Origin of the sequence: Ottowia flava (assembly GCF_008017535.1) — a bacterium.
Taxonomy (GTDB): domain Bacteria; phylum Pseudomonadota; class Gammaproteobacteria; order Burkholderiales; family Burkholderiaceae_C; genus Ottowia; species Ottowia flava.
On sequence record NZ_VRUA01000001.1, the window covers coordinates 1 to 24249 of the forward strand.

A 24249-nucleotide genomic window follows, 5' to 3' on the forward strand; every position below is an offset into this window, starting at 1 on the left:
GACGCCATTGTTCCTGCCGCACACCGCTCACGCCATTCGGGCTTGACCGGGGTTTTGAACACCATCCTTAGGCTCGCGCATTGCTTCTTTCATGACATGCGGCGCGTCGGGCGCCGCATCGCCCATCTGGCATTGGGGTCGAAGCCCGCGCCGCCCAACGCCAACGCACGCCCGAGATGACACGCTCCACGGTTCTCATCGTCACGCCCCACCAGACCCAGTCGCTGGAAGTCGACACGCGCGTGCTGCGATGGCTCAAGCCCGCGCTGATCGGCCTGGCCTGCGCTTCGACGGTGCTGGCCATTGGCCTCACGGCGGGCGGCGTGCATTACCTGCTGGCGCGCGCCGAACACCAGAGCGAACAAAGCGCGCGCCGCGCCGAGATCGACAGCCTGCGCACGCAGGTACATGACCTGAAGAACTTCACCTCGGCTGAAATCAACGCCAAGCTGGCGGCGCTGAAGAAGTCCGAACAGATGATCAGCGACCTGCAGGCCTACCTGGGCGCGCGCGGCGTCAACGTCAAGCCGGTTTCGATCGAACCGCCCAAGGGCGCGCCCAACCCCGCCGCCGGCGGACCGGCGGTGCCGGTCGCGCGCCCGGTGCCATTCACCGGCAGCTTCGTGCGCGATGCCGGCGACCTGTTACAAACGCTGCAGTCGGTCCCGCTGGGTGTGCCCCACGATGGCGTGCTGAGCTCACAGTACGGCGGGCGGCCCAATCCGTTCACTGGCCGCGGCAGTGAATCGCACGGCGGCCTGGACTTCAAGGGCGCGACCGGCGACCCGGTGCGGGCGACGGCGCGCGGCAAGGTCACACAGGCGGGCTGGCTGGGCGGCTATGGCAACGTGGTCACCGTCAGCCACGCCCTGGGCCACAGCACCGTCTACGCCCACCTTTCGCGGGTGGATGTCAAGCCGGGTCAGCACATCGAGGCAGGCGCCACGGTGGGCCTGGTAGGCTCCACTGGCCGCTCCACCGGCCCGCATCTGCACTACGAAGTGCAATGGCGCGGCCAGCGCCTTGACCCCGAGCAGTACCTTGCGCTGACCGCGCCGGTAACCGCGCCCGCCCCCTGACCTGCGAAAGAGAGCTTCACCATGTTCGGCTCCGGCAAAGACAAACCCTCTCCCCTTGCTACCCCTGCGGTCAGTGCCGCGGCCGGCAAGCAGATCGACACCCTGATCGCCGAGCAGTGCACCCTGGAAGGTGATCTGACCACGCAGAATTCGGTCAAGGTCGACGGCCAGATCAAAGGCACGCTGCGCGCCGAAGGCCGCGCCATCATCGGCGAGACCGGCGTGGTCAAGGGCGACGTGCACGCGGCCGACCTGCTGGTGCTCGGCCGGCTGGAAGGCAACGTCTTCGCCCAGCGCCTGCACCTGCAGGCCAGCGCCAACATCCACGGCAACATCAGCACCGAAAGCCTGCAGGTCGACCCGGGTGCGCGCTACCACGGCAGCGTCAGCATGCAGGGCGACGCGGCCAGCGGCCCCACCGTGGTGCCCTTCACCGCGCCCGCCAGCGACGGCGCGCCGTCGCGCAGCGTCAAGGGCTGATGCCCGCCGGGTGCGCCAAAACGCGCCCGACCTCCTCCGCCTCTAACATCCCCGCGCTCGTTGGCCCGCCGCGCAGCGGCCGGCGCCGTCTTTGCGCGACCCGCCTACGGCTGCGGTCATGGATTCGGGGTAAGCTGATCGGTTGTGGGCGCCACGTGCGCCGACAACGGGTGCTTCATAGCCAATCCCTAAAAATAGTTTAGCTAAAATGGATTGGACTATTTAATAGTTCTTTTCTAAGATACACCCATTCCCAGATTTTTTCATCAACTCAGGAGAAGCAGCAGCATGTCAGCCCTCATCAACAGCAAAGTCCTCCCGTTCAAGACTCAGGCCTTCCACAACGGCAAGTTCGAGGAAGTGACGGAGAAGAACCTGTCCAACGGCAAGAACTGGTCCGTGGTGATCTTCATGCCCGCCGCCTTCACCTTCAACTGCCCGACCGAGATCGAAGACGCGGCCGACCACTACGCCGAGTTCCAGAAGGCCAACGCCGAGGTCTACATCGTCACCACCGACACGCACTTCTCGCACAAGGTGTGGCACGAGACCTCCGACGCCGTCGGCAAGGCCAAGTTCTTCCTGGTGGGCGACCCCACGCACCAGCTGACCAACAACTTCGGCGTGCACATCCCCGAAGAAGGTCTGGCCCTGCGCGGCACGTTCGTGATCGACCCCAGCGGCACGATCAAGACCATGGAAGTGCATTCCAACGAAATCGCCCGCGACGTGACGGAAACCCTGCGCAAGCTGAAGGCTGCCCAGTACACCGCCGCTCACCCGGGTGAAGTCTGCCCCGCCAAGTGGAAAGAAGGCGAGAAGACGCTCAAGCCCTCCATCGACCTGGTTGGCAAGATCTAAGGCTCCTCAGCCTGACTGCGCCTGCCGCCGAGCCGGCGCAAACTGACCGGACGGCGACAGGGCCTGCGTGCCCTGCCGTCCGGTATTTTTTTACCTGCGATTTTCACAAGAATTCCGGCTCCTGCGCCCTATCCGTCAGCGCAGCCAGCTATCAACTCAGGAGCATCCACCATGTTGGACGACGACATCAAGCAACAACTCGCCGCCTACCTCGAGCGCGTTCAGCAGCCGTTCGAGATGGTGGCCACGCTCGGCGCGGACGACAAATCCACCGAAATGCGCGAACTGCTGGCAGAAATCGCCAGCATGCGCCCCGACAAGATCACCCTGCGCACCGACGGCAGCGACGCGCGCGTGCCTTCGTTCACGTTGCAGCGCGCCGGCAGCGACACGCACCTGCGCTTTGCCGCGATCCCGCTGGGCCACGAATTCACCTCGCTCATCCTGGCGCTGCTGTGGACCGGCGGCCACCCGCCGAAGGTCGAAGCCGACGTGATCGAGCAGATTCAGAACCTCGACGCCGATCTCGACTTCGAGATCTACATGAGCCTTTCCTGCCACAACTGCCCGGACGTGGTGCAGGCGCTGTCGCTCATGGCCATCAACAATCCGCGCGTCAAGACCACGGTGATCGACGGCGGCATGTTCCAGAAGGAAATCGAAGAGCGCGAGATCATGGGCGTGCCCACGGTCTACCTGAACGGCCAGTTCTTCGCCAACGGCCGCATGTCGGTCGAAGAAATCCTGCAGAAGGTCGACACCGGCGCCGCGAAGCGCGACGCCGAAAAGCTGAGCGCCAAGGCGCCGTATGAAGTGCTGATCGTCGGCGGCGGCCCCGCTGGCGCGGCTGCGGCCATCTACGCGGCGCGCAAAGGCATCCGCACCGGCGTGGTGGCCGAGCGCTTTGGCGGCCAGGTCAACGACACGCTGGAAATCGCCAACTACCCTGGCGTGCCCGAAACCACCGGCCCGCAGTACGCCGCGCAGCTGGAGCAGCACGTGCGCAACTACGAGGTCGACATCATGAACACCCAGCGCGTGACCGGCCTGGTACCGGCCGAGCAACCGGGCGGCCTGATCACCGTGCAGCTGGACAACGGCGGCACCCTGAAGAGCCGCAGCGTCGTGCTGGCCACCGGCGCGCGCTGGCGCAATGTGAACGTGCCGGGCGAGCAGGAATACAAGACCAAGGGCGTGGCCTACTGCCCGCACTGCGACGGCCCACTGTTCAAGGGCAAGGACGTGGCGGTGATCGGCGGTGGCAACTCTGGCGTCGAGGCGGCCATTGATTTGGCGGGCTTGGTCAAGCACGTGCACGTGGTCGAATTCATGCCCGAGCTGAAGGCCGACCAGGTGCTGGTCAACAAACTGCATTCGCTGCCCAACGTGACGGTGCACACCAACAAGCAGACGACCGAAATCCAGGGCACCGACGGCAAAGTCAGCGCGCTGGACTTCAAGTGCCGCGCCAAGGGCACGGAAACCACCGTGCCGCTGGAAGGCGTGTTCGTGCAGATCGGCCTGGTGCCCAACACCGAGTTTCTGGGCGACACGGTCAAGCGCAGCAAGTTCGGCGAGATCGAGGTCGACGCGCGCGGCGCCACCAACGTGCCCGGCGTGTTTGCCGCCGGCGACTGCACCACGGTGCCGTACAAGCAGATCGTGGTCGCGGCCGGCGCCGGCTCAACGGCCGCGCTCAGCGCCTTCGACTACCTGATCCGCAACAGCGCCCCGGCCGACAACGCCGGCGCCGCAGCGGTCAAGGAAACGGTCACGGCCTGAGCCTGCGCAGGCTGAAGCGCAGGGCCTGCCCTGACGCTACAAAGCCCCGCCCGGTGACAACCGGAGCGGGGCTTTTTTTGGGTGGCTCGTGGCTAGCGCCACAGACATGTGACGCGTGATTTCGTGCCGTGGCCATGCCTCAAGGCATCGCCCACCGCTATCACTAGAATAGCTGCCCGCGCTTTCTGCTGTAGCGCGGCAGCCCGTTTTCACCTGAAAGTCACTCCAGGCGCCGCAGCCTCCTGGCGCCGCTCAGCTCACTTGTTCACCAGCGCGCAGCCACCGTCCTTCAGGCTCTGGAAGGCGACGTTGCCGGGGATGGTCTTGTTGATCTTCAGCAAGTCCCATTCGGCCTTCGACTCGCTCGGCTTCTTGGCTTCGACCAGGTACATGTCGTGCTGGAACAGGCCGTCGGCGCGGATGCGGCCTTTCGAGAAGCCATCGTCGATTTCCATCTTGCCCAGCTGTTCGCGCACCGCGTCGCTGTTGTCGGTGCCCACGGCCTCCACGGCCTTCAGGTAGGTGCGCACGGCCGAGTACGTGCCGGCCTGGTCCATGTTGGGCATGGACTTGCGCTTGGCGTAAAAGCGCTTGCCCAGGTCGCGCGAGGCGTCGGTGCGGTCCCAGTAGTAGGCGGTGGTGAACTGCAGGCCCTGCGCCACCGGCAGGCCGAGCGAATGCACGTCGGTGATGAACATCAGCAACGCCGCCACTTTCTGCCCGCCCTTGACGATGCCGAATTCGTTGGCCTGTTTAAGCGCGTTGAGCGTGTCGGACCCCGCGTTGGCCAGGCCGATGACCTGCGCCTTCGAGCCCTGCGCCTGCAGCAAAAAGGACGAGAAATCGCTGGTGCCCAGCGGCGCGCGCACACCGCCCAGCACTTTGCCGCCTTTGGACTCGACCACCTTGGTGGCCTGGTCCTGCAGCGACTTGCCGAAGGTGTAGTCCGCGGCCACGAAGAACCACGACTTGCCGCCGCCGTCCACCACCGCGGCGGCCGTGCCCACCGCCACGGCGTGGGTGTTCCAGCTGTAGTGGATGCCGTACTTGCTGCACTGCGAGCCCGTGAGGTCGGGCGAGCCCGCGCCAGTGTTCATGGTGATGACCTTCTTGGCCGAGGCCACACCCTGCACCGCCAGGCCCAGCGCCGACTGGCCGAGGCCGGTGATCAGGTCCATCCCATCGCGGTCAATCCACTCGCGCGCCCGTGCCGACGACACGTCGGCTTTCTGCTGGTGGTCGGCCGACACCAGCTTGATCGGCACGCCGTGGATCTTGCCGCCGAACTCGTCGATGGCCAGCTGCGCGGCGGCCACGTCGCCCTCGCCCGTGAGGCTGGCGTAGGGGCCCGACATGTCGGTCAACACGCCGATCAGGATCTCGTTGCGGGAAAACTTGGGGTTGTCGGCCGCGCCGCCGGCCAAGGGCAGGCACAGGGCGGCCACGGCAACGGCGGGCACAAGGGGGCGAATCTTCATGGTGTCTCCTCGAAGGGTGGATACAGCTAGTGAGCGCTGTCCAAAAGCATTCTAGGGAGGGGTTTGACGGCCCCGAGTAGCGCTGGCGACAGGCGTGTGCCTGGCGGGCGAATCGCCGGTTCTGCGCCACCGCACCGCTTGTCGATTGCTTCTAGTTTGATAGCTGCTTGCGCTTTCCAGTCCTGGGTCAAAGCGACTTTTATCCCGATTCTCGGCGGCGAACGCACCCTCAGATACAGGGCTCAGTAAAACCCTGCGTCAGGCGTCGGCGTCAGGCGCCGGCGGCGTGCTTCCAGGCTTCGGCGGCGGCCGTGGCGTCGCCGCGCTGCTCGGCCAGCTCGGCCAGCGCGCGCCATGCCCGCGCGCGCAGTTCGGCGTCCTGCAGACCGCGCACCGCCTGGGTCAGCAGCAACTGGGCCTTGCCCCACAGACCGCGGTGCAGGCAGGCCATGCCAGCCAGGTACTGCAGGGTGGCGTCGCGCGGGTGGGCCTGGTGCGCAGCCTCGACGCGCGCCAACCATTGCTGGTCGGCCGCATCGCCGGTGGGCGCCATGCCGGCCTCCAGCACGCGCGCCAGACGGGCGCGGTGGGCGGGCGAAAACGATTCGGGGAGTGCCAGCATTTCGCCCCACACCGGGCGCAGCCAGTCGCGCACGACGGCGTGGTCGCCACCCAGGTTCAGCAGGCGCTGCGCCGCGCGCAAAGCCAGTTCGGGCATGGCGCGCTCGGCCGGCTCCAGCGCGGCCCAGAGCTGCTGCAGTTCGGCGGCGTCGCGCGCTTGGGTGATCTGGTCGGCGGCCAGGCCGCGCACCACAGTGCCGGCGGCGTCGCGCGAAAAGGCGCCGTGCTTGGCCAGCAGGCGCGCGGTGTCCAGGGCCTCGCGCTGGCGCCCGGCCTGGCGCGCAGCCTTGAGTTTGATGCGCAGCGCGGCGGTGCGGCGTGTGGCGCCTGCGGGCAATTCGTCCAGCCGGGCCATGGCGGCTCCGGGGTCGCGGTCGTGCAGCGCCCAGCGGGCGGCGCGCAGCAGCACACCTTCGCGCAGCTCGGGCAACGCACCGTGCGCGCTCGCGCGGTCCAGTGCCAGGGCCAGGTGGTGATCGCGCGTGCTCTGATCCTGCAGCGCATGGGCGCTTTCGGCCACCGTCAGGTGTGCCAGTGTGCGCAGGCTCGCTCGGTGCGGCAGCACGTCGCCTGCCTCGCGCAGCGCCTGTTCGCGCGCCAGCGCGGCCTCAGCCGACTTGCGCGCGCGCAGGTAGCGGCCGGCGCCGAACTGGGTCATGGCGTCCATCATCGACGTGTGGGCCGCGCGTTCGCGCTGTTGCGAGCGCCAGCGCCGCGCCTGGCGGGGCAGCTCGAACAGCGCCGCGAACGCCCGCAGCGCGAAATGCAGCAGCACGAACAGCGCCACCAGCAGCAGCAGCAGCAGGTTGACCGACATGTCGACGCGGTGCGGCGGCCAGAAGATGGTGACCGTCCCGTCGTTGTCGCCCGCAAACAGCGCCAGCGCCACCGCGGCACTGAACAGACCCATCAGCCACAGGGCGGCGCGCATGGTGCTCAGTTGCTCCGGGCCGGCTCGGCCGCGGCGACGTGGCCGAGGGCCAGCAGCGATTCGTCCACCCGCGGCAGGTCGGCCGAGCGCGTCTGGGACTGCACCTGCTGCAGCAGGGTCGCCGCGGCCTGGGTGCGGCGCGAAGCCGGGTCAAACCAGGTGCCCAAGGCGGTGCTGGCGGCCGACAGGTCGTTGCGCGCCGCTTCGTACTGGCGCGCCAGGATGCCCAGGCGCGCGCCCTGCAGCCGCAGCTTGAGGTTTTCGCGCACGAAGAAGGCCTGGTCGGGGCTGAGCATGGTGGCTTCGGGCCGCTCGATGCGGCGCACGCGCAGCAGGCTTTCCGTTTCGCTGCGCACGTTGGCCCACAGCCGTCCCCACCAGCTGGTCGGCTCGGCCGCGGCCGGCTCGCGCGCGCGGGCCACGCCGCTGGGGCGGCCGACTTCGTTGGCCACCGGCAGATCGTCGGCCTGGCGCAGCAGCTGGTCGATGCGGCCGAGCAGGCCCGCGGTGTCGGCCACGGTGGCGGCCTTGACGCGCTCCAGGTCGCGCGCGACGGCGCGCGCCACCGGCGCCAGCCGCGGGTCCTGCGAGCGGCCCAGGCGCCGCTCGGCGGTGCGCAAGGCGGCCAGCAGCGGCTCGGTACTGCCGGTCAGCTGCGTCTGGTCCTGGGCCAGGCGCAGCGCGGTTTCCAGATCGACGGCCAGGTTCTCGTCGCGGGCGCGCGAAGCGCTGTGCGCCAGCTCTTCCAGCTGGGTGCGGTAGGCCGCCATGTCGGCCACGCGCGCGTCGAGCGCGGCCAGCTTGGCGGCGCTGTCGCGCACGGCGTCGTCCGCATGGCGGGCCAGCGCGCGCGCTTCGACCGACTGGCTGCCAGCGTCGGCGTTCTGGCGCGCCAGCGCTTCCTGCATGCCGTTGACCTTCTGCCACAGCAGCACCGACACCGTCAGCGCCACGATCGCCACCATCCAGCCAGCCACGACGGCGGGCGGAAAGGCACTGCGCTGGGGTTGGCCGGGCAACGGCCCGCCAGGGCCCAGCGGCGGCGCGACCGGCGGCGAAACGGGGGGCGCAGCGGGCGGCAGCGCTTCCGGCGCGATGGGCGGCGGAGGCCAGGCACCGGACGCCTGGGGCACCGACGGCAGCGCAGAAGGCGGCGTCGAGGTGTCGGAATCAGGCGTTGTCATGCAGCGATTTTATCGACGCGGCAACGGCGTCCAGCGTGGGTCGCGACGCCGTCACGCGACCGAAACCGGCCGCGTGCGCGGCCTCGGCGATGCGCGGGTGCGTTGCGATTGCGCGCGCCCCGGCCCAGTCCTGCGCCGGCAGCGCCTCGCGCAGGTTGGCGATGGCTTCCGAGCTGCTGAACAACCACACGCTGCCGTCGTGCGCGGCGGCCTTAGCGCGCGCGGTCCACGGCCCATCGCCTGGAGGCGCCGTGCGGCGGTAGGCGGCCACCTCTTCCACGGCCGCGCCCACGGCGCGCAGCTGCGTGGCCAGCCAGTCGCGCCCCGTCGGCCGGCCTTCGGCATCCCCGCCGCGCACGATCAGCACGCGCAGCCCGGGGCGCATCTGGCCTGCGACTTGCGCCCAAAGTGATTCGGAGTCGAACTGCGGTGCGTCGGGCGCCGGCTCGTCGATCCGGTCGGGCGGCCAGCCGGCTTCGACCAGCGCCGCCGTGGTGCCTGGGCCGGGCGACCAAGCTCTTGTTTCAATAGCTGCTTGCGCAGGTGGTTGTAGGGCCGGCGCCGCATTTTCTTCAAAAAAACCGCGCACGGCGTTGGGGCTGACGAACATCACTACGGCGACTTCCGCCAGCGCGGCTCGGGCCGCGGTCAGCGCCGGCGAGTCCCGCAAGGGCACGATGTCGATCAGCGGCAAGGCTTCGGCCGCGATGCCCTGCGCTGCCAGTGCCCGGGCCCAGCGGTCGGCCTCGGGCGCGGGGCGCGTGACCAGCACGCGCGGGGCGCCGGCCGCGGGCGGCTGGGTAGGGCTCAATGCGCGCCGCCGGCGCCCAGCGCCTCGGCCACGCGCTGGCCCAGGGCTTCGGCCTCGGCCAGGGTGGCGACGTCGCCTTCGGCCTCGGCGCGCACCAGTTGCGGCGCGCCTTCCGGGTCGCCCCAGGCGCCGCGCAGGTGCAGGCGCTGCCCACTGAGCGTGGCGTGCGCCGCCAGCGGCATGGAGCAGCTGCCGCCCAGGGCGCGGCTGACGGCGCGCTCGGCCGCCACCGCCAGCCAGGTCGGCCTGTCGACCAGCGGCGCCAGCGCCTCGGCCACGTCGCTGCGGTCGGCGCGGATCTCGATGCCCAGCGCACCCTGCCCGGCCGCGGGCAGCATCTCGTCGGTGCTGAAGATGTGGCGGATGCGGTCGCCCTGGCCCAGGCGCTTCAGCCCCGCAGCGGCCAGCACGATGCCAGCGTACTGCCCTTCGTCCAGCTTGCGCAGACGGGTGTCGAGGTTGCCACGCAGCGGCTCGATGCGGACATCGTTGCGCTCCAACTTCGATAGCGCCTCGCGCAGCAGTACCGTGCGCCGCAGGCTAGATGTACCAATGACGGCACCCTGCGGCAAATCGGCCAGACCGGCACAGCCGGCCGACACCCAGGCGTCGCGCGGGTCTTCGCGCTGCATGACACAGGCCAGGGCAAAGCCTTCGGGCAGCTCCATCGGCACGTCTTTGAGCGAATGCACGGCCAGCTGGGCGCGGCCTTCCTGCAGCGCGGTTTCCAGCTCCTTGACGAACAGGCCTTTGCCACCGACCTTGCTCAGCGTGCGGTCCAGGATCTGGTCGCCGCGCGTGGTCATGCCCAGCAGGTCAACGCTGTGGCCGCGCGCGCCCAGCAGCGCCTGCACATGCTCGGCCTGCCACAGGGCAAGGCGGCTTTCACGGGTGGCAATGGTCAGCAGCAGGGGCATAGCGAAACGGCTCGGTTCATCAATTGGCGAAGCTCGCAATGGTACCCGCCGACATGTGCGGCCCGCCTTGCGACAGCGCAGGAAGTGGGCAGCCAGTGGGCGCAGCACGCCAGCGCCGCGGTGCCGGCCGGAACGCGGCCGGGCAGCGCCCTACTCGCCCAGCGATTCGCGCAACGCGGCCACCTGGCGGCGCGAGACCATCAGCACCTCGTCGATGCCGGCCAGGCGCACGGCCCAGCCGTCGCCCTCGACCGGGTCGTGCTGGCGCACCAGGGCGCGGATGGCGCCGCGGGCGACCAGCGCGTTGCGGTGGATGCGCACGAAGCGCGGCGGCAAGCGCTCGGCCAATTGGGCCAGGCTGTCGTCCAGCACATAGGTCGCAGCTGCCGTGCGCACGGTGATGTACTTGAGCTCCGCCTTGAAATAGAGCACCTCGCTCACCGGCACCCGCAGGGTGCGGCCCCGCTCGTGGATGACCAGCCATTGTTCTTCAGACAAATCGGGCTCTGGCCCTGCATGGACCTGCGCAAGCCGCTCCACTTTTTGAAGCGCCGCCTGCAGGCGCTCGCGCCGCACCGGCTTGGTGAGGTAGTCCACCGCGTCGATCTCGAAGGCCTTGACCGCGTGTTCGGCGTGGGCGGTGACGAAGACCACCGCCGGCGGCTGCGGCAGCCGCGCCAGCGTTTCAGCCAGCGTCATGCCATCGGTGCCTGGCATGTGGATGTCGAGCAGCACCAGGTCAAAGTGCGCCCGGCCCACCAGGGCCAAGGCCTGGGCGGCGCCGTCGGCCTCGCCCCCCACGGCGGCGGCGGGCGAATGGCAATCGCCCAGCAGCGTGCGCAGGCGCGCGCGCGCCAGAGGCTCGTCGTCGACGATCAACACGTTCAGGGCGGTCATGGGGCGATCGTGGCGTTCACCGGGCCGCGCGTTACGGGGCAACATGCGCCCGAGTCTGCCCCAGCGGCAGCGGCCAGGCGCCTTGCACGGCCGTGGGCAGGTGCACTTCGCAAAGGGAGCGTGACCGGCTTCACGCGCGTGTCGCTTTCTCGGGCATAGGCACCTCGATCCGTGCCTGGTACACCCCATCGACCAGCGCGGTGCGAAAGCCACCGTGCAGGTCGTGCAGAAGCTTGAGGCGCGAACGCACGTTAGCCAGCGCAATGCCATGGCCAGCGGCGCCCTGCCCTGCTGGCACGGTGTTGGTCACCTTGATCAGCGCAATCGGCCCGCGCAGCTGGGTCGACACGCGCAGCTGCGCACCGTGGGGGCTCGGCTCGACGCCATGCTTGACGGCGTTTTCGACGAGCGGCTGCAGGATCAGGGGCGGTAGGCGCGCGTCATTCACGCGATCATCAAGCGCCCATTCGATCCGCAGGCGCCGCCCGAAACGCACCTGTTCGATCTCGAGGTAGCGCCGTGCCAGCTCGATTTCCTGCCCGACCGTGGAGCTGCCCTCCTGATCGGTCAGGGCGTGGCGAAACAGGTCGGCCAGGTCTTCCAGGATCAATTCCGCCTTGGCCGGCTCGGCGCGCACCAGCGCGATCGCGCTGTTGAGCGTGTTGAACAGGAAGTGCGGGCGGATGCGCGACTGCAGTTCTGCTAGCCGCGCCGTGGTCGCCGCAGGTGTGCGACCGCGCACGCGCCACACCAGCGCCGCCACCAACCCGGCCGCCAGCAGCGCGCCGGTGCAGGTGCTGGCCAGCCACGGCGGCGAGCCGGTCACCCGCAGCAGCGCCAGCATCGCACACGCGTACAGCCCGGCGAGCCCGCCCAAAGCCACGCCAGCCGTCATCTGCCCCACCTCGCTCAGCCGCGCCAGAGGGCGCTTGAGCGCGCAGCCGACGATCAGCCAGAGCAAGGTCGCAGGCAAGACACCTGCGGTGAGCAGCGATACCCGCGTCAGCCAGTCGGCGGCGCTGTCGGCCGCGTACATGACGGCGACGGCCACCACCACCTCGACATAGAGCACCGCACGCAGCACCACGCCGACCTGGCAGGCGTCAAACACCAACGCAGGCGCGGCCGGTGCCGGCGGTCGGCGGCGGGCGCGTTCAACGAAGGTCGATAGAATTTGGGAATCGTCCATGGGTCCCGGCAGTGGCGCCTCAGTGTAGGCCGTGCACCTGCGCGTTGGTCCACCCAGGCGCGCCGCCCGTCGACTCGCCGTGCGGCTTGCCCGGCCTTTTATCCAGATCCCTCCACGCATGTCCACCAACCAATTCGACAAGAAGACCGAAGCCTGGTCTGCCCTGTTCTCCGAACCGATGAGCGAGCTGGTGCAGCGCTACACCGCCAGCGTGTTCTTCGACAAGCGCCTGGCCGACGCCGACATCACCGGCAGCTTGGCGCACGCCGACATGCTGGCCGCGCAAGGCATCATCTCCAAAGACGATCTGGCCGCCATCCAGCGCGGCATGGCGCAGATCCGCCAGGAAATCGCTGACGGGCAATTCGAATGGAAGCTGGCGCTGGAGGACGTGCACCTGAACATCGAGGCGCGCCTGACCCAACTGGTGGGCGACGCCGGCAAGCGCCTGCACACCGGCCGCAGCCGCAACGACCAGGTCGCCACCGACATCCGCCTGTGGTTGCGCGGCGAGATCGACCTGATCACCGGCCTGCTGCGCGAGTTGCAATTGGCCCTGGTTGAAGTGGCGGAAAAGCACGTCGACGTCATCCTGCCTGGCTTTACTCATCTGCAAGTGGCCCAGCCGGTGAGCTTCGCCCACCACCTGCTGGCCTACGTCGAAATGTTTGCCCGCGACGAAGCGCGCATGGGCGACGTGCGCCGCCGCGTCAACCAGTTGCCGCTGGGCAGCGCGGCCTTGGCAGGCACCACTTACCCGCTGGACCGCGAGCGCGTGGCCAAGACGCTGGGCATGGAAGGCGTTTGCCAGAACAGCCTGGACGCCGTGAGCGACCGCGACTTTGCTATTGAATTCGCAGCTGCCGCCGCCCTGGTGATGGTGCACATCAGCCGATTGAGCGAAGAACTCATCCTGTGGATGAGCCAGAATTTCGCCTTCATCCGAATCGCCGACCGCTTCACCACCGGCTCGTCGATCATGCCGCAGAAGAAGAACCCCGACGTGCCCGAACTGGCCCGCGGCAAGACCGGCCGCGTGGTCGGCCACCTGATGGGCCTGATCACCCTGATGAAGGGCCAACCTCTGGCCTACAACAAGGACAACCAGGAAGACAAGGAGCCGCTGTTCGACACCGTCGACACCTTGCGCGACACGCTGCGCATCTTTGTCGAGATGATCGGCGGCCAGGCTGACCCGGCCACCGGCACGAAAAGCGGCGGCATCACCGTCAACGCCACCGCCATGGAGGCCGCGGCGCAAAAAGGCTACGCCACGGCCACCGACCTGGCCGATTACCTGGTCAAGAAAGGCCAACCCTTTCGCGATGCCCACGAAACCGTCGCCCACGCCGTCAAAGCCGCGCAGTCGCACGGCTGCGATTTGTCTGAATTGCCGTTGAACGTGCTGCAGGGTTTTCACTCTGCGATTGAGAAAGACGTGTACGACGTGCTCAGCTTGCGGGGGAGTTTGGAGGCACGGGATACGCTGGGCGGGACGGCGCCCTCTCAGGTGGCGGGACAGATACAGCGGCATCGTCAGCGCCTCGTGCCTTGATTTGTACTGCGCCAAAGCAGTAGGTAGTCAGCAGTAGGAAGTTCGATGGACCCAGCCACAGCAGTTCCCCAGGTCGCGGTCGTCATCCCCAGCTACAAGGTCAAGCGGCACGTGATGGACGTGATCGCGCGCATCGGCTCGGAGGTCTCCCGCATCTACGTCGTGGACGATCAATGCCCGGACGGCTCGGGTGAATTCGTTGAAGGCCAGAACACCGATGACAGGGTCCGGGTGATCTTTCATGCCGAGAATCAGGGCGTGGGCGGCGCCGTCCTGTCCGGCTATCAGGCTGCCATCGATGAGGGCATGGACATCATCGTGAAGATCGACGGCGACGGTCAGATGGACCCGGCGCTGTTGCCGCAGTTCATTGCGCCGCTGATCGCGGGCGACGCGGACTACGCCAAGGGCAACCGATTCTTCCATCTGGACGAACTTCACCAGATGCCGCGCACGCGGCAGTTCGGAAACGCCGTGCTCTCGTTCATGAGCAAATTTTCGACGGGCTACTGGAGTCTGTTCGATCCCACCAATGGGTACACGGCCATTCAAGCGCGTGTAGCCAGCCACCTGCCTTTCGACAAGGTTAGCCGTCGGTATTTTTTTGAAACTGACATGCTTTTTCGGCTCAACACCTTGCGAGCGCTGGTGGTCGACATTCCAATGGACGCCAACTACGGGGATGAGGAAAGCAATCTGAAAATCAAGAAAATTCTCCCTGAATTTCTCAAAAAGCACATCTCCAATTTTTTCCGTCGAATTTTCTATAACTATTATCTCCGCGATCTTTCTCTTGCATCGCTTGAATTACCCTTGGGCATCGCCATGGTCCTTTTTGGCCTAGTATTCGGTATTACGCATTGGATATCTGCTGTTCAAAACAACATCGCATCGACCGCGGGAACGGTCATGTTGGCAGCCCTGCCATTGATTCTAGGCGTGCAGCTTCTGTTGGCATTTTTGGGCGCCGACATTGCAAATCAACCGCAGAGGCCCATCTTTCGATCCCTTGCGATCCGCAAAAAAACCGGTTTAAAATGAGCTTTTCAGTATATTTTTTGGGATTGATCTGCGTTCTGGGCATCGCGGCAGGTCAACTCATGTTCAAGTTGACCGCTAATGCGATCAACTCTGCCGGCACCCTATTCAGCCTTGCGCCGCTCGCCTGGTTTAGCGCCACCATCGCACTGTACGGCATTACCTCCATCGGCTGGGTTCTTGTCTTGAGAAATGCCGATCTTGGCAAGATTTATCCGATGATGGCTCTGGCATTTGTCTTGGTCCCACTGGCGAGCCATATTATGTTTGGCGAACAATTCCCTAAAGGTTTTTATCTCGGCACAGCATTCCTAATTGCTGGCCTGCTTATCATTTTTGCAAGCACAAAATAATTAAAACCTTCGACGAATGAGAAAAAATTGACAGAGGCGCCGATCCACCACCTCAGCCCGCGCGGCTTGCGCCAATTGATCTTTTGGTGGATTGTCGCCATGCTGTGTGCGGCCTTGTTTATTCGATTGACTCCGCCCTTTCAATCGCCGGACGAGAACGTCCATTTGCTTAGGGCGGCGATGCTGGCCAACGGCCAGATCCTGCTGCAGCCTTCCACTGATCCCAATATTCGCGACAGCGGATTCGTCAACAACGACTTTGCCGATTTCGCAGAGTACGGCGCACGGTCGCGGCCCTTCTACGGAACAGAGCATGATAACGGTTCAGCTAGGTTTTCAGTGTCGAACATCGCGCAAAACCACGATTGGTCCGGAAAAATGGTATTGGCCAATGCAGGAGGCACTGGTTACTACACGCCATTCATCTACATCCCACATGCCGCGGGGATTTGGATTTCAAACCAGCTGAACCTCAACTTATTGGCCAGCTACGAACTCACTCGGGCCCTTGTAGCGGGACTCTCGATTACTCTTGCATTTTTTGCCTGTAGTTTTTGGCGACCCAATGTGCTCGTCTTGATGCTGCTCTTGACGCCCATGTCGCTCTTTCAGTGGACCGCCCCCACTGTCGATGGTCTGGCCGCGGCACTTTTACTGCTTTTGCTTGGCCTTTGGATCAAGCTCTTTACATCTCCAGACGGTTGCCGCCTGCGCGACGAAGTGTTTCTCTACGGGATCGTATTCATCCTTTGTACTACGCGCACGCACCTGCTCACCACGCTGATGATTCCTCTGTCCTTACTTTATCACCGCTTCACCTGGCGTCGGTTAGCAGCGCTGACAGCGTTGGTGGTGTGCGTTCTGGGCTGGCAAGTTTATGCCGCAAGCGTGTCCGGGCAAACATTTTTAAAACGGCATCATTCGACCCAAGAAATCATTCTTCTCTATCTACAGAACCCTGGAGAGTTTTTTTCCGCATTATGGAGGACCTGGCACTTCGAGCCGCTCGCCAAGTTTGTCCAACAAGGTTTTGTTGGCCTGCTGGGATGGTCGGATGCGCCGCTTTCGTCCACCAAAACAAGGAACATTTATGGCTTTCTGTATGCCGGTACCGTGGTGACGATTTTGGCAGGTCTTCCTTGGAGAAAGGCTTACGACGGGATTCGTGCAAGCGGCATCGTGATGGCGATGTGCAGCGTATTGATTGCCTACTTCGCCCTGGCCGTCGGATTCAACACCTACCCTACGCTCTTGATCGACGGCATACAAGGCAGATACTTGATCCCTGTTGCAGTTTTGGCGGCTTGTTCCTTGGGGCCTATCACGGCAGGAGTACGTCAATATAAGAGTTCTGAACTGGTGCTCTTGACACTTTTCATTCCCTACTCGGTCTATTCGCTGGTAGAGCTGTTGATGCGCTACTTCGGCACGTCACCGTTTGGACGCTATTGAGCTCAAAGCTGCACGCAAGGGCACTGCGTCTGGTTTAGGAGCAAAGTGGCCCAGCCCTCCCTGCACTTAGCGGCGATGTTCCGACTGTCCGACGTTATATTGCCATCGCGTGCCAACAATGCATGGCACCTTTGGGCACCTCTCAAAACCTCCCCATAGTTCCAGCAGACCCCAGACTGCGATAAATTGACCTCATGATCACCCCCCGCAGCGCCCTGAAGTTCGATCTATTCTCCGAAGCCTCACGCAAACGCAAGATCGACGAAGGGGGCGATCCGCTGCAGGTGATTGCTCAGCACATCGACTTCACCGCACTGGCTGCCTTGGTCGATGCCTTCACCCTGCGTGGCGATGGCCGCAAGGGCGGGCGGCCCGCCTATCCCACTGAGGTGATGGTGCGCATTCTGGTCTTGAAGCGCCTGTACAACCTCTCAGACGAGCAGATGGAGTACCAGTTGCTGGATCGTATGAGCTACCAGCGCTTTTGCCTGCTGCAAGACTGCATGAATGTCCCTGACCGCAACACCATCTGGCGCTTTGGCGAGCGCATTGGTGTGCAGGGGGCAACAGCCTTGCTGCAAGGGGTCGATGCCCAATTGCACCGCCATGGCTACATCGCCCGAGGCGGTCAAGCCATTGATGCCACCTTGGTGCCAGCGCCTCGTCAACGCATCAGCAAGGATGAGCGTGAGCAACTCAATTCAGGCCAGAAGCCCGACTGGAGTGACACCAAGCGCCGCTACAAAGACACCGACGCCACCCACACCAAGAAACATGGCAAGAGCTACTTTGGCTACAAGCTCAGCGTGAGCGTCGATCACAAACATGGCTTCATCCGGGGCGTTGTCACGGGCACCGCCAGCGAGCACGATGGGCACCACTTTGACGAGGTGCTGGACCCGCACAACACCGGCAAAGAAGTGAACGCAGACAAAGCCTACCCCAGCGCACAGCGCCGGGAAATGCTCAGGGTTCTGGGCTTCAAAGACGGCATGCAACGCAAAGCCCAAGCGGGCAAGCCGCTCTCCGACTGCCAAAAGAGGCGCAACCAGCGCATCGCCAAGAAGCGGGCCAAGGTCGAGCATGTGTTTGCAGGCATCCGCCACATGGGGGGCAAGTTCGTGCGCTCGATTGGACAAGTCCGCGCATCAACAACGATGACCCTGATGGCCGCTTGCTACAACTTGAAGCGCCTGGCATCGTTCCTCGATCGCAAGGTGGATGCGTTCTACAAAGCCAAGCCCTCAAAGATGCAGATGCGTCTGAAGGCAGCGTAAGGCGCAAAGAGGGGGCCGAAAAGGCCTGAAATTGCGCAAAATTCAATCAAATCGCGGGATCTGTGTGGTTGAAGCCTCGCATTCTGAATTGGGCGGAAATTTATAGGGTTGTGAGAGCTTCCCCTTTAGTCAATTTGAGGAGTGTGTGCTTGATTCGGACATTCATCTCAAGCCGGCGCGCCGCGGGCATGGCCTTTGTGTTTTTGCTGGGCGCGTCATCGGCTTCTGCTTTCACAACCACGTCCTTAACCCCCCAGGGCGAAGTCGCCTCCGTTCGCCAAGTGGTGGCCAAATTCAGCGACGACGTGGTCAAGTTCGGCGACCCCAAGGCGCCGGCGCCGTTCAGTGTCAGCTGCGACAATGCCGAGGCGTCCAAGGGGCAGGCGCGATGGAACAGTGCGCGCGAATGGGTCTACGACTTTGCGGCCGACCTTCCGCCGGGCGTGCGCTGTCGGGTTGAACCGATTTCTGGGTTCAAATCGGCCTCTGGCGCAGTACTGACAAGCGCAAGCAGCTATCAATTTAATACTGGCGGTCCATTTGTTCAGCGCGTCACGCCGTCGACCTCGCAACCGATCGAAGAGGACCAGGTGTTCGTGCTGCGGCTCAACGGCGCCGCCACGACGGAAAGCCTGCAGAACAATCTGTGGTGTCAGGTCGACGGGTTAGGTGAGCAGGTGCCGGTGCGCATGGTGACCGGCGAGCCGCGCACCGTGCTGCTCAAGGCCTTGCACATGCAGGTTGAGGCCGAGAAAGCGCCGGGTCGCTATGTGACGCTGTCCTGCAATCGCCGCCTGACACCCGCCAGCCGCGTGCAACTGGTGTACGGCAGAGGCGTCGCCACGCCCAGCGGCGTCATCAACCACGTGGAAAAGCGCTACGCCTTCAAGGTGCGTGAGCCCTTCACCGCCAGCATGACGTGCGAGCGCGAGAACGCGCAGGCGGCCTGCATGCCGATCCGTCCCATCACGCTGCGCTTCAGCGCACCGGTGCCTCGGCGCCTGGCTGGCGAGGTGCGCCTGCGCGCGGACAAGGCGGAGTACCGGCCGGTGTTTGACGAAAGCCTCGACGCCGATGCCCTGGTTGACGAAGTGCGCTTTCCGGCGCCGCTGCCCGAGCGCACCGCGCTCAAGCTGAGCCTGCCGCCCGACCTCAAGGACGCCAGCGGCCGCGCGCTGGCCAATGCCTCGGGCTTTCCGATGTCGCTCGCGACCGCCCCGCTGCCGCCGCTGGCCAAGTTCGCCGCCGCCCCGTTCGGCGTGGTCGAGCGCTTTGCCGAAGGCAAGAACAGCACGCCGCTGATGCCTGTGACGCTGCGCTATGTCGAGCCCGCACTGGCCGCCCAAGGCCTGCAGATCGGTCGCGTGCAACCGCAGAGCGACGCCGAGATCATTGCCTGGTTCACGCGGGTGCAGCGTTTTGACCAGTTCATGGTGCCGCGCAAGGTCGCGGCGGCCGAAGTGCGCCAGATGCTTCCCAAACCGGTCAGCGAGCCAACAGAGGACTACATCGAGGCGCGCAGCGTGTCGCTGCTGCAGGGCGCGCCGGATGTCCAGCGCCTTGCGCTGCCGCCTGCACCGGGTGGCAGCGAGCGGCCGTTTGAGGTGGTGGGCATCCCGCTCACGCCGGGCTTTCATGTGGTGGAGATTGCCTCGCAGCGCCTGGGCAGCTCGCTCTTGGATCCAAAGTATGGCGCCCAGCGCACGATGTATGTGCGCAGCTCTGCCCTGGTCACCAATTTGGGCGTGCATTTCAAGCTGGGGCGCGAGAACGCGCTGGCCTGGGTCACCACGCTGGACACCGGCAAGCCGGTGGCCGGCGCGGCGGTGCGCGTGTCTACCTGCGCCGGCAAGGAAGTGGCCACCGCCACCACCGACGCCAAGGGCATTGCCCGCTTCAAGGGGATTGCGGCCCAGGCGCCGCAATGCGGCCAGGACGGCGACTACGTCGGCGACTTCCAGCAGGCGTACTTCGTCAGCGCACGGGCCGACAACGCCGGTGCGCAGGACATGGCCTTCACCTGGTCGTCGTGGCAGAGCGGCATCGAGCCCTGGCGCTTCAATGTGCCCACCAACCGCGACGACCTGCCTAACCTGCGCGCCCACACGGTGTTCGACCGCAGCCTGCTGCGCGCCGGCGAAACGGTGTCGATGAAACACGTGCTGCGCACCGAAACCAGCGCCGGCTTCGGCCTGCCCAAGGCCAGCCCAGCCACGCTGGTCATCACCCACGTCGGCAGCGGACAGGAATTCACCCAGCCGCTTGCCTGGCGCGCCACCGCCAGCGGCGGGCGCAGCGCCGAAAGCACGATGGCCATCCCGCCTGCGGCCAAGCTCGGGGTCTACCAAGTCTCGCTGCGCACGCCCGCGCCCGCGCAGGGCGAAGCCGGCAACGACATGCCGCAGGAGATCGCCACCGGCCAATTCCGCGTCGAGGAATTCCGCCTGCCGGTGCTTCAGGGCAGCGTTGGGCCACAGTCGAAGGAGCCGCTCGTATCCGCCAGCAGCGTACCGACGCAGGTGCAGGTCAGCTATGTGTCGGGCGGGCCAGCCGGCGCGCTGCCGGTGCGCGTGTCGGCACTGACGCGCAACAAGAGCGTGAACTTCAAAGACTACGACGAATTCAGCTTTGAGCCGCCCCGACCTGCCGATACGCCCCAGGGCGGCGATGGCGAAGAAGAAAGCACCGCCCAGGAAGACCAGCAGGTGGTGGCCGACAAGCTGCCGCTCACGCTCGACCGCAATGGCCAGGGCCAGTTGACCATTCAGGGCCTCAAGCCCTCGCCACGCCCGCGCGATCTGTTGATCGAGGCCACGTTTGCGGACCCGAATGGCGAGATACAGACCCTGCGCGGCACGCGCACGCTGTGGCCGGCGTCGGTCGTCCCGGGCATCAAGGCCGAACGCTGGGCCTCGACCGAGCAGGCGGCCAAGCTGCACGCCGTCGCGCTCGACCTGCAGGGCAAGCCGATCGCCGGCGTCCCGCTGGACGTCAAGGCCGTGGCCCGCACCACCACCACCAGCCGCAAGCGCATGGTCGGCGGCTTCTACACCTACGACAACCGCACCGAAACCAAGGACCTGGGCACCGTCTGCACCGGCACCAGCGACGCGCGCGGCCTGGTCGTGTGCGATGTCAAGCTCGCGCAGGCAGGCGAGGTCGAACTGGTCGTCAACGCGCGCGATGCGCAGGGCCATGCTGCACAGGCCGCCACGTCGGTCTGGGTCACGCAACAGGGTGAACTCTGGTTCGGCGGCGAAAACCACGACCGCATGGACGTGCTGGCCGAGAAAAAGAGCTATGAGCCGGGTGACACCGCGCGCTTTCAGGTGCGCATGCCGTTCCGCCAGGCCACGGCCCTGGTCGCGGTCGAGCGCGAAGGCATCCTGCACACCGAAGTGGTCGAGCTGCGCGGCGACGACCCCACCGTCAGCCTGAAGGTCGACCCGGCCTGGGGCCCGAACGTCTACGTCAGCGTGTTGGCGCTGCGTGGGCGCCTGTACGACGTGCCCTGGTACAGCTTCTTCACCTGGGGCTACAAGTCGCCACGCGCCTGGTGGCAGGCGTTCTGGCACGACAGCAAGGACTTCGTCGCGCCGACCGCGCTGGTCGACCTCAGCAAGCCGGCCTTCCGCCTGGGCATGGCCGAAATCCGCATCGGCACCGCCCAGCACGCGCTCAACGTCGCCGTCAAGGCCGATCAGGAGCGCTACCCCGTGCGCGGCAAGGCGCGCGTGACGGTGACCGTGAAGCGCCCCGACGGCCAGCCCGCTGCGGGTGCCGAAGTCGCCCTCGCCGCGGTCGACCAAGCCCTGCTCGAACTGATGCCCAACCGCAGCTGGAACCTGCTTGAGGCCATGATGCAGCGCCGCGCCTGGGGTGTGGAAACTGCCACCGCGCAGATGGAAATCGTTGGCCGGCGCCACTACGGCCGCAAGGCCGTGCCCACGGGCGGTGACGGCGGCGGCCGCAGCCCCACGCGCGAGCTGTTCGACACCCTGCTGCTGTGGCAGCCGCACCTGAAACTGGACGCCCAGGGCAGCGCCGTGGTCGAGGTGCCGCTGAACGACAGCCTGACCAGCTTCCAGATCGTGGCGGTGGCAGACGAAGGCCTGGGCCTGTTCGGCACCGGCCAGACCACCATCCGCGCCACGCAGGACCTGCAGATCATCAGCGGGCTGCCGCCGCTGGTGCGCGAGGGCGACCAGTTCCGCGCTCAGCTCACGCTGCGCAACACCACAGCCAAGCCGATGAAAGTCGAAGTCACACCGCGCGCCAGCCTGATCGAGCTGGCCGCCCAGACCGTCGACATCCCCGCAGGCGAAGCGCGCGAGGTGCAGTGGGATGTGACTGCCCCCGAACAGCCGGTCAGCGGCCGCGTCGACGCCCTACAGTGGGAAGTGCAAGCGCGCGACACCGACAGCGGCGTGCGGGACGCGCTCAAGCTCAGCCAGCGCATCGTGCCCGCGGTGCCGCTCACCGTGCGCCAGGCCACGCTGGTGCAGCTGGCCGCGCCCTACTCGCTGGCCGTCGCCGCACCCGCCGACGCGCTGCCGGCCGGCGGCGCCAAGCGCGGCGGCGTGCAGATCGCGCTGCAGCCCAAGCTGGCTGACGGCCTCCCCGGCGTGCGCGACTGGTTCGCGCGCTACCCCTACAGCTGCCTGGAGCAGACCGCCAGCAAGGCGATCGGTCTGGGTGACGACCAGCTGTGGCAGCGCACCACGGCGCAGCTGCCTGGCTACCTGGACGAAGACGGCCTGGCCTACTACTTCCCGCCGCGCGGCGGCGAGACGCACCAGGGCAGCGACACCCTCACCGCCTGGCTGCTGGCCGCCACGCACGAGGCCGCGCAGCTGAAACCCGGCTTCACCCTGCCCGACGCCGCGCGCGCGCAGATGCTGGCCGGGCTGGCCAGCTTTGTCGAAGGCAAGATCGAGCGCAAGCACTGGTCGCCGCGCGACGACCTGGACGTGCGCAAGCTCGCCGCCATCGAGGCGCTGTCGCGCTACGGCGCCGCACGCCCGGGCATGCTCAGCAGCCTGACCATCGCGCCCAACCAGTGGCCGACGAGCGCGCTGATCGACTGGATGAACATCCTCAAGCGCGTCCAGGGCATACCCAATCAGCGCGACCAGCTATCACAAGCAGAGCAGATCCTGCGTACGCGCCTGACCGTGCAGGGCACGCGGCTGGGCTTTTCGACCGAGAAGGACGACCACTGGTGGTGGCTGATGGCCGGCGGCGACGTCAACAGCGCGCGCCTGCTGCTGACGGTGATGGACAACCCGGCCTGGAAGGACGAGCTGGGCCGCCTGGTCACCGGCTTCATCGCGCGCCAGCAGAACGGCGCCTGGAACACGACCACCGCCAACCTGTGGGGCGGCCTGGCCCTGCAGCAGTTCTCGCGCCAGCACGAGTCCGAACCCGTCACCGGCAGCACCCGCGCCACGTTGGGCAGCGCCTCGGCCGACATCGACTGGGCCAAGGTCACGCGGCGCACCGCGGCCGACGCGCAGGGCGCCCCGGCCAGCACCCGCACGGGCGCGCCCGCGGGTTCCGACACGCTGACCAACAACCGGGCGCTGCTGCCCTGGGCCACCGGGGCCGATGCGACCCTGGCCGTCACCCACACCGGCACCGGCAAGCCCTGGCTCACGCTGCAGGCGCTGGCCGCGGTGCCGCTCAAGGCGCCGTTCTCCGCCGGCTACCAGATCAAGAAGACCGTCACCGCGGTGGAACAGGCCAACAAGCAGTTGCCCGAAGGCCAGTACTCGCGCGGCGACGTGCTGCGCGTGACGCTGGACGTGACCGGCGCCAGCGACATGACCTGGGTGGCCGTCAGCGACCCGATCCCCGCCGGCGCCACCATCCTGGGCGGCGGGCTGGGCCGCGATTCGACCCTGGCCACGCTGGGCGAGAAGATCGGCCGCACCACCCTGCCCGCGTTCGAGGAACGCAGCTTCGAAGCCTTCCGCGCGTACTACCAGTACCTGCCCAAGGGCACGGCCAAGCTGGAATACACGGTGCGGCTGAACAACGCCGGCAGCTTTCAGTTGCCGCCGACCCGCGTTGAAGCGTTGTACGCGCCCGAGATGTACGGCGAGGCGCCGAATGCGCGACTGTCGGTGAAGCTGCCGTGACATCCTCAGCGGCCTGGCCGGGGGCGCACCGCCGCCCCGCGGGCGCAGGCCAGCGCCGCTGGAGCCGAAGACGGTGTGCCTGTAAAAATTCCAGGCGTTTCATGCCCTCAGCCCTACAGCCACCTGCGCAAGCAGCTCTTCTTTTGGTAGCTGAATTGGCGGCGCGCCTGGGCCTCTGGCGCCGCCGCGTACGCTTCTCCGGGC

The 24249-nt window shown here is 66.2% G+C and carries 18 protein-coding genes; 11 read left to right on the forward strand and 7 right to left on the reverse strand.

What is annotated here, in order from left to right; all coding sequences use genetic code 11:
* From FVQ98_RS19830 to ahpF, 5 genes are all read left to right on the forward strand, one after another.
* Positions 1 to 180: hypothetical protein (locus FVQ98_RS19830; protein WP_222707530.1), on the forward strand; the 180-nt coding region annotated here is incomplete at its 5' end.
* Complete coding sequence (locus tag FVQ98_RS00005) at positions 177 to 1079, forward strand: M23 family metallopeptidase (protein WP_147911373.1); 903 nt, start codon at positions 177 to 179, stop codon at positions 1077 to 1079. The genes FVQ98_RS19830 and FVQ98_RS00005, both read left to right, overlap by 4 nt.
* Positions 1080 to 1100: 21 nt before the next feature.
* Positions 1101 to 1559: a bactofilin family protein gene (locus FVQ98_RS00010; RefSeq protein ID WP_147911374.1), complete on the forward strand. Its 459-nt coding sequence runs from the start codon at positions 1101 to 1103 to the stop codon at positions 1557 to 1559.
* A 288-nt stretch (positions 1560 to 1847) separates the two neighbouring features.
* Positions 1848 to 2420, forward strand: coding sequence for an alkyl hydroperoxide reductase subunit C (ahpC, locus tag FVQ98_RS00015; RefSeq protein ID WP_147911375.1), 573 nt, complete (start codon positions 1848 to 1850; stop codon positions 2418 to 2420).
* 171 nt (positions 2421 to 2591) lie between these two features.
* Entirely contained in the window at positions 2592 to 4202 is a 1611-nt protein-coding gene (ahpF, locus tag FVQ98_RS00020; RefSeq protein ID WP_147911376.1) for an alkyl hydroperoxide reductase subunit F, read from the forward strand.
* A 257-nt stretch (positions 4203 to 4459) separates the two neighbouring features.
* On the opposite strand, the gene FVQ98_RS00025 is transcribed toward ahpF, so the two are convergent.
* The 7 genes from FVQ98_RS00025 to FVQ98_RS00055 form a co-directional block, all read right to left on the reverse strand.
* Entirely contained in the window at positions 4460 to 5680 is a 1221-nt protein-coding gene (locus FVQ98_RS00025) for an ABC transporter substrate-binding protein (protein ID WP_147911377.1), read from the reverse strand.
* A gap of 271 nt (positions 5681 to 5951) precedes the next feature.
* On the reverse strand, positions 5952 to 7232 hold the full coding sequence (locus FVQ98_RS00030; protein WP_147911378.1) for a heme biosynthesis HemY N-terminal domain-containing protein: 1281 nt from the start codon (positions 7230 to 7232) through the stop codon (positions 5952 to 5954).
* 5 nt (positions 7233 to 7237) lie between these two features.
* The gene (locus FVQ98_RS00035; RefSeq protein WP_147911379.1) at positions 7238 to 8416 is read right to left on the reverse strand and encodes a uroporphyrinogen-III C-methyltransferase; all 1179 of its coding nucleotides are present in this window, start codon (positions 8414 to 8416) and stop codon (positions 7238 to 7240) included.
* Positions 8403 to 9227: a uroporphyrinogen-III synthase gene (locus FVQ98_RS00040; protein ID WP_147911380.1), complete on the reverse strand. Its 825-nt coding sequence runs from the start codon at positions 9225 to 9227 to the stop codon at positions 8403 to 8405. The genes FVQ98_RS00035 and FVQ98_RS00040 overlap by 14 nt, the downstream gene beginning before the upstream one ends.
* Entirely contained in the window at positions 9224 to 10144 is a 921-nt protein-coding gene (gene hemC / locus FVQ98_RS00045) for a hydroxymethylbilane synthase (RefSeq protein ID WP_147911381.1), read from the reverse strand. Before hemC ends, FVQ98_RS00040 begins: the two co-directional genes overlap by 4 nt.
* A 150-nt stretch (positions 10145 to 10294) precedes the next feature.
* Positions 10295 to 11041, reverse strand: a complete 747-nt coding sequence (locus tag FVQ98_RS00050; protein ID WP_187265573.1) for a LytR/AlgR family response regulator transcription factor — start codon at positions 11039 to 11041, stop codon at positions 10295 to 10297.
* A gap of 130 nt (positions 11042 to 11171) precedes the next feature.
* Complete coding sequence (locus FVQ98_RS00055) at positions 11172 to 12230, reverse strand: sensor histidine kinase (protein WP_147911382.1); 1059 nt, start codon at positions 12228 to 12230, stop codon at positions 11172 to 11174.
* Positions 12231 to 12348: 118 nt separating this feature from the next.
* Here FVQ98_RS00055 and argH point away from each other — a divergent pair, with 118 nt between their 5' ends.
* From argH to FVQ98_RS00085, 6 genes are all read left to right on the forward strand, one after another.
* Positions 12349 to 13785 carry an argininosuccinate lyase gene (argH, locus tag FVQ98_RS00060; protein ID WP_147911383.1) on the forward strand — a complete coding sequence of 479 codons (1437 nt, stop codon included), beginning with the start codon at positions 12349 to 12351 and terminating at the stop codon, positions 13783 to 13785.
* A gap of 45 nt (positions 13786 to 13830) precedes the next feature.
* Positions 13831 to 14826 carry a glycosyltransferase family 2 protein gene (locus tag FVQ98_RS00065; protein ID WP_147911384.1) on the forward strand — a complete coding sequence of 332 codons (996 nt, stop codon included), beginning with the start codon at positions 13831 to 13833 and terminating at the stop codon, positions 14824 to 14826.
* Between the two features lie 59 nt (positions 14827 to 14885).
* The gene (locus FVQ98_RS00070) at positions 14886 to 15176 is read left to right on the forward strand and encodes a DMT family transporter (protein ID WP_255507551.1); all 291 of its coding nucleotides are present in this window, start codon (positions 14886 to 14888) and stop codon (positions 15174 to 15176) included.
* Between the two features lie 27 nt (positions 15177 to 15203).
* On the forward strand, positions 15204 to 16628 hold the full coding sequence (locus FVQ98_RS00075; protein WP_147911386.1) for a DUF2142 domain-containing protein: 1425 nt from the start codon (positions 15204 to 15206) through the stop codon (positions 16626 to 16628).
* Between the two features lie 197 nt (positions 16629 to 16825).
* Positions 16826 to 17905 carry an IS5 family transposase gene (locus FVQ98_RS00080; RefSeq protein ID WP_255507580.1) on the forward strand — a complete coding sequence of 360 codons (1080 nt, stop codon included), beginning with the start codon at positions 16826 to 16828 and terminating at the stop codon, positions 17903 to 17905.
* A gap of 188 nt (positions 17906 to 18093) precedes the next feature.
* Positions 18094 to 24045, forward strand: a complete 5952-nt coding sequence (locus FVQ98_RS00085) for an alpha-2-macroglobulin family protein (protein WP_147911388.1) — start codon at positions 18094 to 18096, stop codon at positions 24043 to 24045.
* Positions 24046 to 24249: the final 204 nt, after the last annotated feature.

What these genes read in the sequence shown, in the direction of transcription:
- FVQ98_RS00050 (WP_187265573.1), bottom strand. Translation starts at nt 11,041, where the DNA reads ATGACCGCCCTGAACGTGTTGATCGTCGACGACGAGCCTCTGGCGCGC.
- FVQ98_RS00010 (WP_147911374.1), top strand. Translation starts at nt 1,101, where the DNA reads ATGTTCGGCTCCGGCAAAGACAAACCCTCTCCCCTTGCTACCCCTGCG.
- ahpC (WP_147911375.1), top strand. Translation starts at nt 1,848, where the DNA reads ATGTCAGCCCTCATCAACAGCAAAGTCCTCCCGTTCAAGACTCAGGCC.
- FVQ98_RS00025 (WP_147911377.1), bottom strand. Translation starts at nt 5,680, where the DNA reads ATGAAGATTCGCCCCCTTGTGCCCGCCGTTGCCGTGGCCGCCCTGTGC.
- FVQ98_RS00030 (WP_147911378.1), bottom strand. Translation starts at nt 7,232, where the DNA reads ATGCGCGCCGCCCTGTGGCTGATGGGTCTGTTCAGTGCCGCGGTGGCG.
- hemC (WP_147911381.1), bottom strand. Translation starts at nt 10,144, where the DNA reads ATGCCCCTGCTGCTGACCATTGCCACCCGTGAAAGCCGCCTTGCCCTG.
- FVQ98_RS00055 (WP_147911382.1), bottom strand. Translation starts at nt 12,230, where the DNA reads ATGGACGATTCCCAAATTCTATCGACCTTCGTTGAACGCGCCCGCCGC.
- ahpF (WP_147911376.1), top strand. Translation starts at nt 2,592, where the DNA reads ATGTTGGACGACGACATCAAGCAACAACTCGCCGCCTACCTCGAGCGC.
- argH (WP_147911383.1), top strand. Translation starts at nt 12,349, where the DNA reads ATGTCCACCAACCAATTCGACAAGAAGACCGAAGCCTGGTCTGCCCTG.
- FVQ98_RS00005 (WP_147911373.1), top strand. Translation starts at nt 177, where the DNA reads ATGACACGCTCCACGGTTCTCATCGTCACGCCCCACCAGACCCAGTCG.
- FVQ98_RS00065 (WP_147911384.1), top strand. Translation starts at nt 13,831, where the DNA reads ATGGACCCAGCCACAGCAGTTCCCCAGGTCGCGGTCGTCATCCCCAGC.
- FVQ98_RS00070 (WP_255507551.1), top strand. Translation starts at nt 14,886, where the DNA reads ATGTTCAAGTTGACCGCTAATGCGATCAACTCTGCCGGCACCCTATTC.
- FVQ98_RS00085 (WP_147911388.1), top strand. Translation starts at nt 18,094, where the DNA reads ATGGCCTTTGTGTTTTTGCTGGGCGCGTCATCGGCTTCTGCTTTCACA.
- FVQ98_RS00035 (WP_147911379.1), bottom strand. Translation starts at nt 8,416, where the DNA reads ATGACAACGCCTGATTCCGACACCTCGACGCCGCCTTCTGCGCTGCCG.